Annotated in this window: 9 protein-coding genes; 7 read left to right on the top strand and 2 right to left on the bottom strand. The window is 69.0% G+C overall.

Annotated features, from left to right (window positions below):
- Positions 1-410 precede the first annotated feature (410 nt).
- From ACFQUV_RS08070 to gltA, 7 genes are all read left to right on the top strand, one after another.
- Positions 411-1,193, top strand: coding sequence for an outer membrane protein (locus ACFQUV_RS08070; protein ID WP_111385545.1), 783 nt, complete (start codon positions 411-413; stop codon positions 1,191-1,193).
- Between the two features lie 223 nt (positions 1,194-1,416).
- Positions 1,417-2,202: an outer membrane protein gene (locus ACFQUV_RS08065; RefSeq protein WP_129607930.1), complete on the top strand. Its 786-nt coding sequence runs from the start codon at positions 1,417-1,419 to the stop codon at positions 2,200-2,202.
- 323 nt (positions 2,203-2,525) lie between these two features.
- Positions 2,526-5,672, top strand: coding sequence for an excinuclease ABC subunit UvrA (gene uvrA, locus ACFQUV_RS08060; RefSeq protein WP_378394535.1), 3,147 nt, complete (start codon positions 2,526-2,528; stop codon positions 5,670-5,672).
- A gap of 113 nt (positions 5,673-5,785) precedes the next feature.
- Positions 5,786-6,103 carry a hypothetical protein gene (locus ACFQUV_RS08055; protein WP_129607404.1) on the top strand — a complete coding sequence of 106 codons (318 nt, stop codon included), beginning with the start codon at positions 5,786-5,788 and terminating at the stop codon, positions 6,101-6,103.
- A 408-nt stretch (positions 6,104-6,511) separates the two neighbouring features.
- The gene (locus tag ACFQUV_RS08050; protein ID WP_244601427.1) at positions 6,512-7,018 is read left to right on the top strand and encodes a DUF2147 domain-containing protein; all 507 of its coding nucleotides are present in this window, start codon (positions 6,512-6,514) and stop codon (positions 7,016-7,018) included.
- Positions 7,019-7,195: 177 nt separating this feature from the next.
- Entirely contained in the window at positions 7,196-8,068 is an 873-nt protein-coding gene (locus ACFQUV_RS08045; RefSeq protein WP_129607405.1) for a cell wall-binding repeat-containing protein, read from the top strand.
- 270 nt (positions 8,069-8,338) lie between these two features.
- Positions 8,339-9,643: a citrate synthase gene (gene gltA / locus ACFQUV_RS08040; RefSeq protein WP_129607406.1), complete on the top strand. Its 1,305-nt coding sequence runs from the start codon at positions 8,339-8,341 to the stop codon at positions 9,641-9,643.
- Between the two features lie 39 nt (positions 9,644-9,682).
- On the opposite strand, the gene ACFQUV_RS08035 is transcribed toward gltA, so the two are convergent.
- Positions 9,683-10,651, bottom strand: a complete 969-nt coding sequence (locus ACFQUV_RS08035) for a TIGR03557 family F420-dependent LLM class oxidoreductase (RefSeq protein ID WP_129607407.1) — start codon at positions 10,649-10,651, stop codon at positions 9,683-9,685.
- A 115-nt stretch (positions 10,652-10,766) separates the two neighbouring features.
- Positions 10,767-12,770 carry a hypothetical protein gene (locus tag ACFQUV_RS08030; protein ID WP_129607408.1) on the bottom strand — a complete coding sequence of 668 codons (2,004 nt, stop codon included), beginning with the start codon at positions 12,768-12,770 and terminating at the stop codon, positions 10,767-10,769.
- Positions 12,771-12,804 lie beyond the last annotated feature (34 nt).

The raw sequence follows: 12,804 nt of genomic DNA, 5'->3' as shown, positions 1-12,804 counted from the left end.
TTGCTGCCGTCCCCGGCCGACAAGCGCGCACCAGGCGGCAGGCCGAAATCGACATTCGTGTGAGCGCGCCCCGTCTCGGCTATGGCGGAGCAGCCGAGTGCGGCGCCCCGCCCGACCGCAGCCGGGCGAACAGCCCGTCCGGCAGATTTATTCAGCGTCCGCCGCCTATGTCGACGACCAGACATTGGACCGCATCTATTAGGTTTTATCATACCCCCATCGTTACTTTCACCGGACCGCCCGCATCGGATTGTCGAGGGCTTCCAGCGGCATTGGGGCCGGATCTTCTCGAGACAGAGGTCTCAAATTACCTTATCGCGCTTTTGGATGATGAAGCTGTGGCCGATATGACACCCTTTCTGTACGGAAAACCCCTATGGTTTGATCTCGTTCACAACAAGGGGGGTCTCATGACCAAGACTGTCTTGCTCGCGACTGTCGCCGCGCTCGGCATGATCGGCGCCGCATCGGCGGCGGACCTGTCGGCCCGCATGCCCATGAAGGCACCGCCTGCGCCCATGGTGGTTCCGGCGTTCTCGTGGACCGGCTGCTACATCGGCGGCTTCGTCGGCGGCGCCTGGTCGGACGATTACTCGGTCTACGACCGCAACGGCTTCGCCGGGGTCGGCTCGTGGGGCTACAGCTCCGATTCGAGCGTCATCGGCGGCGGCACGCTGGGCTGCAACTGGCAGCCGGTCGGCTCGCAGTTCGTCCTCGGCCTCGAGGGCGAGCTCGGCTACATCAGCCTGGAAGGCTCGGGCGCCGATCCGCTCGATCCGACCATCGTGGCCGCCAGCAAGATCGGTGACTGGTACGGCATGATCACCGGCCGCCTCGGCTTCGCGTGGGATCGCGCCCTGCTCTACGTCAAGGGCGGTGCGGCCTTCCTCAATGTCGAGTCGTCCATCTACGACAGCCTGACCGGCTTCGGCATGTCCACCAGCGACACCGTCACCACCTGGACGGTCGGCGGCGGCATCGAGTACGCCCTGGCGCCGAGCTGGAGCATCAAGGCCGAGTACATGTATATCGGCCTCAACGACACGCTGGCGACCTGCGGCGTGTACGGCGGCACGGCGCCGGCCCCCGGCACCTATTGCTGGGATCACGACAACGGCGGCATTCACACTGCCAAGGTCGGCCTCAACTACCGCTTCGGCGGTGGCGCCGCGCCGGTCATGGCCCGTTACTGATCATCACGCACGCCTTCGCGCGCCAATCGAGCCCCGGGGTTCCGCCCCGGGGCTCTCATCATGCCAACGGCACGCCTCCGGCATCATGGCTGAAGCCCCACGACTAGACTGATCGGTCTAGTTGCGTATAGCGCGGATCTTTCCGGGAGTTGTGGCGAAAATGTCACCTTCCACAACCCGCCTCGATCTATGCTGAGACATCTTTTCCGAGAGGGGGGTTCCCATGAAGAAGGTTCTGCTCGCGAGCGCCGCCATCCTGGCCATGGCCGGCGTCGCCTCTGCGGCCGATATGCGCATGCCCGTCAAGGCACCGCCGGTCATCGCGCCTGTGTTCTCGTGGACTGGCTGCTACATCGGCGGCTATGTGGGCGGCGCGTGGGCCGACGGTGACGTCACCGCGTGGGACCTGAACGGCTACACCGCCGTCGGGGGCTGGGGCTACAAGGCCGACTCGAGCTTCATCGGCGGTGGCACGGTGGGCTGCAACTGGCAGCCGGTCGGCTCGCCCTTCGTGCTCGGCCTCGAAGGCGAAATCGGCTACCTCAGCCTGGAAGGCTCCGCGTACGATCCGATCCTGGCCAACAACGGCGCGGTCGCGCCGGGCGTGCTGTCGTCGGCGAAGATCGGCGATTGGTACGGCATGATCACCGGCCGCCTCGGCTACTCGTGGGATCGCGCCATGATCTACGTGAAGGGCGGCGCGGCCTTCGTGAACGTCGAGACTGCGATCTACGACGGCTGGGGACTCCAGACCATGGCGGCCTCCGCGAGCGAGACCAAGGCCACCTGGACGGTCGGCGGCGGCATCGAGTGGGCGTTCGACCTGAACTGGAGCATCAAGGCCGAGTACATGTACATCGGCACCAACGGCACCCAGACGGTCACCGGCATCAATCCCGGCGACGGCCTCGCCTATTCGTGGGATCACGACCTCAACGGCATCCACACCGCCAAGATCGGCCTGAACTACCGCTTCGGCGGTGGCGCTCCGGTGATGGCGCGCTACTGATCGCCATGTCTCGACTGAAGTCTCAATCGTAAGCCTCTCCTGATGGTGGAAGCCCCGGTGCCCAGGCCGGGGCTTCTGCTTTTCCGGGGCGGCCCGACCCGCAAAATCCGTGGCGGCCACCGGCCGTGACGGCCCCATCCCGCCACCATGGTTGGAGGTGAGGCCGCGGCTCGCCCCTGCGCCCTACGAGCGCCGCTCGCACGCGCCGCTGTTGACAACCGCGAGGGTGCTGGCGCTCCGCGTCCGTTCTCATTAAGTTCCGGGCACCGTCACCCCCGTCCGGGCCAGGTCCTCGTGCCGCCCAGGACCGAATCCGGTGCCCAATGACCGACCTGTTCGACAAGCCGCGCCGGCCCGACGGCCGGGTGATCTCCATCCGCGGCGCCCGCGAGCACAATCTGAAGTCCGTCGACGTCGACCTGCCGCGCGACAAGCTCGTCGTGTTCACCGGGCTGTCCGGCTCCGGCAAATCGTCGCTCGCCTTCGATACCATCTATGCCGAGGGCCAGCGCCGCTACGTCGAGTCGCTGTCGGCCTATGCGCGCCAGTTCCTGGAGATGATGCAGAAGCCGGACGTCGACCAGATCGACGGCCTGTCGCCCGCCATCTCGATCGAGCAGAAGACGACGTCCAAGAACCCGCGCTCGACGGTGGGCACCGTCACCGAGATCTACGACTACATGCGGCTCCTGTGGGCGCGCGTCGGCGTGCCCTACTCGCCCGCCACCGGCCTGCCGATCGAGAGCCAGACGGTGTCCCAGATGGTCGACCGGGTGATGGCGCTGCCGGAGGGCACGCGGCTCTATCTGCTGGCGCCGCTGGTGCGCGGCCGCAAGGGCGAGTACCGCAAGGAGCTGGCCGACCTGCTCAAGAAGGGCTTTCAGCGGGTCAAGATCGACGGCGCCTTCCACGAGATCGCCGCGGCCCCTGCGCTCGACAAGAAGCTCAAGCACGACATCGACGTGGTGGTGGACCGCATCGTGGTGCGGCCCGACATCGCCACGCGCCTCGCCGAATCGTTCGAGACGGCCCTCAAGCTCGCCGACGGCCTGGCCGTGGTGGAGTTCGCCGACGGGGCGCCGGTCCCTTCTTCCGTTACCTCCCTCCTTGTGGGGGAGGTCGACCACCCGAAGGGGGGTCGGGAGGGGGGTAAGCGGCATGGGACGGCGTCCGGGGCTACCCCCCTCCCCGCCCCTCCCCCACAAGGGGGGAGGGAGCGCGTCGAGAATGCCGCCAAGCCCGACGCGAAGACCACCAAGCTCGCCGCGGCCGCGGCGGCGGACGCCAACCGCATCGTCTTCTCGGAAAAGTTCGCCTGCCCGGTGTCGGGCTTCACGATCCCCGAGATCGAGCCGCGGCTGTTCTCGTTCAACTCACCGCACGGCGCCTGCCCGTCCTGCGGCGGCCTCGGCCTCGACCAGAAGATCGACCCCGACCTCGTGGTGCCCGACAAGGAGGTGACGCTGAAGCGCGGCGCCGTCGCGCCGTGGGCGAAGTCGTCGTCGCCCTACTATGTCCAGACCCTGGAAGCGCTGGCGAAGCACTACCGCTTCACTCTCGACACCAAGTGGAAGGAGCTGCCGAAGCGCGCCCAGGAGGCGATCCTGTACGGCTCCGGCGACGACGAGATCCGCTTCGTCTACGACGACAGCATGCGGGCCTACGAGACCAAGAAGCCGTTCGAAGGCGTGGTGCGCAATCTCGAGCGGCGCTGGCGCGAGACCGAGAGCGAGTGGGCGCGCGAGGAGATCGGCAAGTACTTCACCGCGATCCCGTGCGCATCCTGCCAGGGCCACCGCCTGAAGCCCGAGGCGCTCGCCGTGAAGGTCGACGGCCTGCACATCGGCGAGGTGGCGGCGCTGTCGGTGCGGCGCGCCGGCGCTTGGTTCACGGCGCTGCCGAAGCGGCTGACGCCCAAGCAGAACGAGATCGCCACCCGCATCCTCAAGGAGATCCGCGAGCGCCTGACCTTCCTGAACGATGTCGGCCTCGACTATCTCACGCTGGCGCGCGCCTCCGGCACGCTCAGCGGTGGCGAGAGCCAGCGCATCCGCCTCGCCTCGCAGATCGGCTCCGGCCTCACCGGCGTGCTCTATGTGCTGGACGAGCCCTCGATCGGCCTGCACCAGCGCGACAACGCCCGCCTGATCGAGACGCTGCGGCGGCTGCGCGACCTCGGCAACACCGTCATCGTGGTGGAGCACGACGAGGACGCCATCCGCACCGCCGATTGGGTGCTCGACATCGGCCCCGGCGCCGGCATTCACGGCGGCCGCATCGTCTCGGCCGGCACCCCGGACGACATCATGGCGGACACCAAGTCGGTGACCGGCGAGTATCTCACCGGCCGGCGCATGATCCCGGTGCCGGAGCGGCGCGTGCCGGATTCCCGGCGCGTGCTGCGCGTCGTCGGGGCGCGCGGCAACAATCTGAAAAACGTCTCGGCCGACATTCCGGTCGGATTGTTCACCTGCATCACCGGAGTGTCTGGCGGCGGCAAGTCGACGCTGCTGATCGACACGCTCTACAAGGCGATCGCGCGGAAGCTGCACGGCGCCGCCGAGGCCCCTGCCCCGCACGAGCGCATCGAGGGGCTGGAGCACATCGACAAGATCATCGACATCGACCAGTCGCCGATCGGCCGCACGCCGCGCTCCAATCCGGCCACCTACACGGGCGCCTTCACGCCGATCCGCGAATGGTTCGCGGCGCTGCCCGAAGCGAAGGCGCGCGGCTACGAGCCGGGCCGCTTCTCGTTCAACGTCAAGGGCGGCCGCTGCGAGGCGTGCCAGGGCGACGGCGTCATCAAGATCGAGATGCACTTCCTGCCGGACGTCTACGTCACCTGCGACGTCTGCAAGGGCAAGCGCTACAACCGCGAGACCTTGGAGGTGACCTTCAAGGGCAAGTCGATCGCCGACGTGCTCGACATGACGGTGGAGGAAGGCGCCGCGTTCTTCAAGGCGGTGCCGCGGGTGCGCGAGACGCTGAAGACGCTTCATCGCGTCGGCCTCGACTATATAAAAATCGGCCAGCAGGCGACGACGCTGTCGGGCGGCGAGGCGCAGCGGGTGAAGCTGGCCAAGGAGCTGTCGAAACGCGCCACCGGGCGGACGCTCTACATCCTCGACGAGCCGACCACCGGACTGCACTTCCAGGACGTCGAAAAGCTGCTGGAGGTGCTGCACGAGCTGGTGGCCGGCGGCAACACCGTGGCGGTGATCGAGCACAATCTCGAGGTGATCAAGACGGCCGACTGGATCATCGACCTCGGCCCCGAGGGCGGCGACGGCGGCGGCGAGATCGTCGCGGTGGGTACGCCCGAGGACGTGATCAAGGAGAAGCGGTCGTATACGGGGCAGTTCCTGAAGCCGGTGCTGGAGCGGAAAGTCGTCGCGGCGCCGCCGGCGCGGCGTGGCACGGGGGCCGCGAACGGGCGGCGGCGGAAGGGCGCGCAGGCGGCAGAGTAGCCGTGTCGCAGACCGGCGGCGTGAAACGACTCGCCGGTCGACCCGCACCACAACTTCTGGAAGAAGCGGCGGCATTGGGCTAAGATGCGCCGGCTTTTTCGAGGCCAGTTACCATGACCGACTACGTGACCCGCACGGAGTTCGAGCAGCTCGCCACCCGCGTCGACATCGTCGAGCGCGAGGTCGACGGCGAGAAGATGGTGACGCGCCATGTGCTCACCGAGACGCGCCGCAATTCCGACGACCTCGCCGCCATCAAGACGCGCCTCGACCGCGTCGAGCAAAAAGTGGACGGTGTCGCTCAGGAACTCGGCGAGGTCCGAAAGGAATTGGCCGGCGTGCGGGGCATGGTCTCCGGCCTCGTCGCCACCCTGCCCGGCCTTATCGCCGACACCATGCGCGAGGTCTTGAAGGAGCGGGACGGCCGGTGAGCCGTAGCCCGGCTGGAGCGCGACGGCAGCCGGAGTAGGCGCCGCCCCCGCGCCCCCTCCGCCCGAGGCCCGGTCCCGCATTCGGCGGCGCTCGATGCCGGCGCCGAAACGGGTCCCGTCACGCCGTGCGAGTGCCCAAGTCCCGAACCGGCCTGTCGCCCGAGCTACTCGGCCCGGCTCGCCCTGTCGCCATACCTCGTCGAACTGTTCCACGCACCGCGGCACAGAACGATCCCCCGCATCACGAAAATCCTGCTGCACCGCGGCGAAATGACCGGGGCGTGCAGGCTCGCGGCCGCGTGGGCGACCCGGCACAATGGGCAGGTCCAGCGGCCTAGCCCGCGCCCAAGACCAACGATCCACAACCAGCACGATCACCGCCCCGATCGGCGGAAGGGGGAATACGCCATGACGTTCTCGGTCCGGACTCCGACGTCCGTCGCTCTCGCCTGCAACGCCCTCGCGCTGCCTCGCGCCGTCGCCCGCAGCGCCCTGATGATCGGCGCCCTGCTCCTGGCCACACTCGCCACACCGGCGGCGGCCGCCGACCCCAAGGGAACCTGGCTGACCGAGGACGGCCGCTCGCGCATTGCCATCGGCAGTTGCGGCGGCGCCCTGTGCGGCTCGATCTCCTGGCTGCGGGAGCCCAACGACCCGGCGACCGGCAAGCCCAAGCTCGACGCCAACAACGCCGATGCCGACAAGCGCAACCGCCCGCTGCTCGGCGTGCCGATCGTCCTGAACATGAAGCCGAGCGGCAAGCCCGAGCAGTGGGCCGGCAGCGTCTACAACGCCCAGGACGGCAAGACCTACACGGGCTACATCACCATGCAGGGGGCCTCGTCGCTGAAGCTGGAAGGCTGCGCGCTCGGCGGCCTGGTCTGCAAGGCACAGACCTGGCGCCGGATCAACTGATGCGGTCGACTGACGCGGTCGGCTGATCGGCGGAGGTGGTCCGGATCGGGTGGGGTGCCCCCGGATCGGCTTCCGCTGACGGCCGCAGCCCGCATTGGCTTCGTGGCCCATGATGGGCGCCGCCACCTTGCCCTCCGGCCCTGTCCCGTGCGACACGCAGCCGCCCCGGGGGCCGCGATGCCGCTCGTCAACGACTCGCCTCTGCTGATGAACCGCGACCTGGTGCTGCGCCATCTCGCGGCGCGCCGGGTGAAGCCGTCACGGCTGACGATCTTCTTCCAGGACGAGCACAACCTGGTGCTACCGGGCGGCCGCAGCGTCGCGCCGGGGACCCCGGCCGGCGTCATCCCCTCGATGTTCGATCCGCGCGAGACCTACCTGGTGCGCGTCGTCAATCCCGAGCTCTACGAGACCGCCGACATCGTGGTCGAGTACAACGTGCCGAACATCGTCAACCTCGCCACCAGCGGCATCTTTCCGGACGCGATCCTGCGCAAGATCGTCTACGCGCCGTCGCTGCCGTTCGCCTACGCGGCCGGGCGCGACCGTCCGATCGACGTGCTCACCAATTTCAACAACATCGCCGAGCCGCGCCGGACCCCGATCGTGGCGGCGCTGACCGCGCGGTTCCCGGGATACCGAAACGTCACCGGCGTGTTCGACCGCCCGGGCCTGGAGCGGCTCTATTCGAGCGCCAAGGTGATCGTCAATCCGCACCAGACTGCGCACCACCACGCCATCGAGGAGTTCCGGGTGCTGCCGGCGCTGTCGCGCGGCTGCATCGTGGTCAGCGAGGACGTGCCGCTGCGCGAGAAGCTGCCGTATCACGAGTTCGTCGTCTGGTGCCGCCACGAGACGATCGTGGAGACCACCGCCGCGGTGCTCGCCGACTACGACGCGGTGTTCGCGCGCATCCATGGCGGCCCGGAGCTGCCGCGGTGCCTGGCCGCCATGACGGCCGAGTTCGCGCGCGCCATGGACACAGCCCTGGCGACACTGCCACGGCCGGGCCCTTGGGCGCGCCTGCTCGACCTCGTCCGGCGCCGTTGACCGACGCAAAAGGCCCGGCACCGCGCTCGCCGAGTGCGTTGCCGGGGCCGTCAAGATGCTCTAGCATCGGGCAAACTGGCGCGACACCGGGCACCGTTCGACCCTCGTCACCGCCGATCCTGCATCCTGGATGGGGTCGCGGCATCGGACTCGATGGTCGGACTATGATCGGACCTGGTGTTCGAGCCTGCGATCTCGAACCTGTTATCCCGAACTTGCTGCGTCGCGTTGCTGCGTCCCGTTTCCCCCGACCTCGCACCCGAGGAGATCATGGCCGACTCCCGCGCCGCCCACGGCACCGGAACCCTCACGATCGACGGCGAGAGCCACACGTTCCCGCTCCACCACGGCACCGCCGGGCCGGCCGTCGTCGACATCGGCAAGCTCTACGGCAAGGCCGGCCTGTTCACCTACGATCCCGGCTTCAGCTCGACGGCGAGCTGCGAGTCGAAGATCACCTATATCGACGGTGACGAAGGCGTCCTGCTCTATCGCGGCTACCCGATCGAGGACCTGGTCGCCCACGGCGACTTCCTGGAGACCTGCTATCTCCTGCTCTACGGCGAATTGCCGACGGTGCGGCAGAAGCACGATTTCGACTACCGCGTCACGCACCACACCATGGTGCACGAGCAGATGGCGCGCTTCTATCAGGGCTTCCGCCGCGACTCGCATCCGATGGCCGTGATGGTCGGCAGCGTCGGCGCCATGTCGGCGTTCTATCACGACTCCACCGACATCGCCGATCCGCACCAGCGCACGCTGGCCTCGATCCGCATGATCGCCAAGATGCCGACGATCGCCGCGATGGCCTACAAGTACACGACCGGCCAGCCCTTCGTGTACCCGAAGAACGATCTCGACTACGCCTCCAACTTTCTGCGCATGTGCTTCTCGGTGCCGTTCGAGGAGTACAAGGTGGACCCGGTGCTGTCCCGCGCCATGGACCGCATCCTCATCCTGCACGCCGACAACGAGCAGGGCGCCTCCTCCTCGACGGTGCGGCTCGCCGGCTCGTCGGGTGCCAACCCGTTCGCCTGCATCGCGGCCGGCGTGGCCTGCCTGTGGGGCCCGGCGCATGGCGGCGCCAACGAGGCGGCGCTGAAGATGCTGGCCGAGATCGGCAAGCCCGACCGCATCCCGGAGTTTCTCGCCCGCGCCAAGGACCCGGACGATCCGTTCCGCCTGATGGGCTTCGGGCACCGCGTCTACAAGAGCTACGATCCGCGCGCCAAGCTGATGCGGGACATCTGCCGCGAGGTGCTGACCGCGACGCGCAGCGACGACCGCCTGTTCGACGTCGCCCTGGAGCTGGAGCAGGCGGCCGCGCGGGACGACTACTTCACCGAGAAGAAGCTGTTCCCGAATCTCGATTTCTACTCGGGCCTCACGCTGCGGGCGATGGGCTTCCCGCCCGCCATGTTCACGGCGGTGTTCGCGCTCGCCCGCACGGCCGGCTGGATCGCCCAGTGGACCGAGATGATCGCCGACCCGAGCCAGAAGATCGGCCGGCCGCGCCAGCTCTACACCGGCCACACCCGGCGCGACTATGTCGACATGAAGCGCCGCGTCTAGTCGCTGACGGGCCCCTGTAGCGGCGGCGCCCGGCCGCCGCTACGCCGCTTTGCGGCGACCGAGCGCGGGCACGAGCTCGCGCCGCACGAAGGCCAGAAACTCCTCCTGGCGCGGCCCCACCTGGGTGAGCACGATGTGGTCGAAGCCGGCCTGGACGTACTTGTCGATGGCGGCGAGATGCTGCTCGGCCGACGGGCCACAGCTCACCAGCTTGCCCACCATCTCCGGCGTCACGCTCTCGCTCGCGGCCGCAAAGCCTTCGGGATCGGGCAATTCGGCCATCACCGGCCAGCCGGTCGCCGACCAGCGGAAATAGTGGTGAGCGGTGCGGCGGGCGTCGTCCTCGCGCTCGGCCCAGCACAGCGCCACCTCGCAGTAGCGCGGTCCGCGGCCGCCGGCGCCCTTGTAGGCGTCGATCAGGTCGGATCGCGCCTCGGTGGCCATCAGGCCGTCGCACCTCTCGCCGGCGAGGCGGGCCGCCTTGGGGCCGCCGGCCGCCAGCACCACCGGCACCTTGCGCTGGGGGCGATCGAACAGGCGCGCGTGGTCGAGCCTGAGCCAGCGGCCGCTGTAATTGGTCATCTCGCCCGACAGCAGGCCCTGGACGATGTCGATCGCTTCGGCGAGCCGCTCCTGCCGCTCGGCGCGGCCCGGCCAGCCGAGGCCGACGACGTGCTCGTTGAGCCGCTCGCCGGCGCCGAGCCCGAGCGTGAAGCGGTCGTTGCTCAGCAGCGCCACCGTGGCGGCCCCCTGGGCCACGATGGCCGGATGGTAGCGGAAGGTCGGGCAGGTCACCGCGGTCATCAGGCCGATGCGCCGAGTGGCCTGGGCGACGGCGCCGAGCACCGTCCAGGCGAGCGGCGAGTGCCCCTGCTCCTCCAGCCACGGGAAGAAGTGGTCCGAGATGGCCGCGAAGTCGAAACCTGCCTCCTCGGCCCGCACGGCGTTGCGGACCAGGTCGGCCGGGCCGTGCTCCTCGGACATCAGCTTGTAGCCGAGCTTGATCATGGGCGTGCCTGCCGTGGGTGAAGGACCGGGCGCGCGGGATGCGCGCCGCCCGGTCCAACGTCGGCCGGTGCCGAAAGTTCGCCCGGCCGCCCCGTCCCTCACGGCGGTGCTGTGGTCACGGCAACGTGGTGATCGGGAACGGCCCGTTCCAGCGGAACGCCGGCCCCGAGTCGCGCCAGTAGAAATCGAGCCGGTCGCCGACCCGCGCGATCAATTCCAGATTGCCCGGCGTCCCGAAGCTGCTCTGGATCAGCGTCAGCGACTCGATCTCGCCGCGGCCGACACGCATCGGCGCCGACCACGGCATCGCCGGCACATCGTTGTTGCGCCACGCGAACAGGAAGCCGCCGCCGGACGCGGCCGGCACCGCCAGCTCGAAATTGCCCTTGCTGCCGAAGCGGCTCTGGATGAGCACCGGATTGCCGCGGGCGCCGCCGAATAGCGGGAACGGCCCGTTCCAGCGGAACGCCGGCCCCGAGTCGCGCCAGTAGAAATGGAGCTGGTCGCCGACCCGCGCGATCAGCTCCAGATTGCCCGGCGCGCCGAAGCGGCTCTGGATCAGCGTCAGCGCCTCGATCTCGCCACCGCCGATGCGCCCCGGCGCCGACCACGGCATCGCCGGCACGTCGTTGTTGCGCCACGCGAACAGGAAGCCGCCACCCGCCGCCGCCGGCACCGCCAGCTCGAAATTGCCCTTGCTGCCGAAGCGGCTCTGGATCAGCACCGGGTTGCCGCGGGCGCCGCCGAACAGCGGAAACGGCCCGTTCCAGCGGAACGCCGGCCCGGAGTCGCGCCAGTAGAAGTGCAGCCGGTCGCCCGTGCGCGCCACCGCTTCGAGATTGCCGGGCGAGCCGAAATTGCTCTGGATCATGCCGACGCCGTCGACCGCTCCGGCGCCGAGCCCGAAGGGCAGCGGCAGCGCCCAGAACATCTCGGGCCGGCTGTTGTCGCGCCAGGAGAACAGCAGCCCGTCGGCGGCTCCGGGAACCAGCAGCTCGAAATTGCCGGGTGTGCCGAAGCGGCCCTGGATCAGCACCGGGTTGCCGCGCACCGGCGGGAACGGCCGCAGCCAGCCCAGATGCGCCGGCGTGACGTTGCACATCGCGAAGGTGTTGGCCTTCATCAGGCAGGCGACGCCGCCGCCGGGCGCGCAGTTCTCGCAGTTCGAGTTGGGGCGGCCGAAGCGGCCCCAGGAGCCGCCGCAGGTGCAGCCGCTCGCCGCATACTCGTCGGGGCAGCCGAAGACGTGCCCACTCTCGTGGGTGAACACGCGGTCGATGTTATCGGGTCCCCAGCCGTCGTTGGCATAGTCCATCACCAGGCGAGGACCGCCGATGCTCGCATAGGCGAAGTGGAACAGCGGGTACTTGGTGAAGAAGCCCACATAGGTCCAGCGGGTGCGGAAGCGCGTGCGATTGTCCTCGACATAGCGCACCACGCCGTTCCAGTCGGCCGTGTAGCCGAGCGCCGCCATGGCGGGATCGCGCCATACCGCCTCCAGATCGGCGGCGCCGGGATTGGGCGGCGTGGCGATGCGGACCGTGCGGATGTCGTAGCTGAACGAGATGCCGGCCGCCGGGTTCTGGGCGGCCAGCCAGCTCAGCCCGTTCTGCACCTCGGCCACCACCTTGGTGCGCTCCACCGCGCTGAATTGCAGGTCGGCGGTCGGGCCTTCGACGATGACGATGCCGACCGCGACGCTGCCTTCGAGATAGGCGCTGGTCGGTGCCGCCGCCTCGGCCGCCAGGGCGGCGCGTGCCGCCTCGGGCAGCGCCTGGGCGACGTCGGTGCAGCCCTGCATGTTCCACGGCTGGCCGTCGCGCGGCCGCTGCTGCTTGGCGCTCAGGAACTCGGGCTGGAGGCGGAGCTGGAACGCCTCGACGCCGAGCCGCTCGGTCTCGTCGAGGTCGGCCGGCAGGGCGGCACCGGGCGCGCTCGCCTCGGTGAGGGCCCGCTGCGCCGTCCCGGCCGGCAGCGGCACCGGGTCTGTCCCGATCAGCACACGATCGCCGTAGCGGTGCACGAAGCGCATCGGCCGCGGGGCGGCATGCAGGGCCAGTGCGGCCGCCGCATCGTCGAGCACGCTGAGATATTCCGGGAAGTTCAAGTCACCGGCCATGTCGCACCTCCCATAGTGGTCGTGGTGTCGATCC

Source organism: Rhodoplanes sp. P11 (genome assembly GCF_964266735.1).
Taxonomy (GTDB): Bacteria; Pseudomonadota; Alphaproteobacteria; order Rhizobiales; family Xanthobacteraceae; genus Rhodoplanes; species Rhodoplanes serenus.
This window is presented reverse-complemented; position numbering and strand designations above follow the sequence as displayed.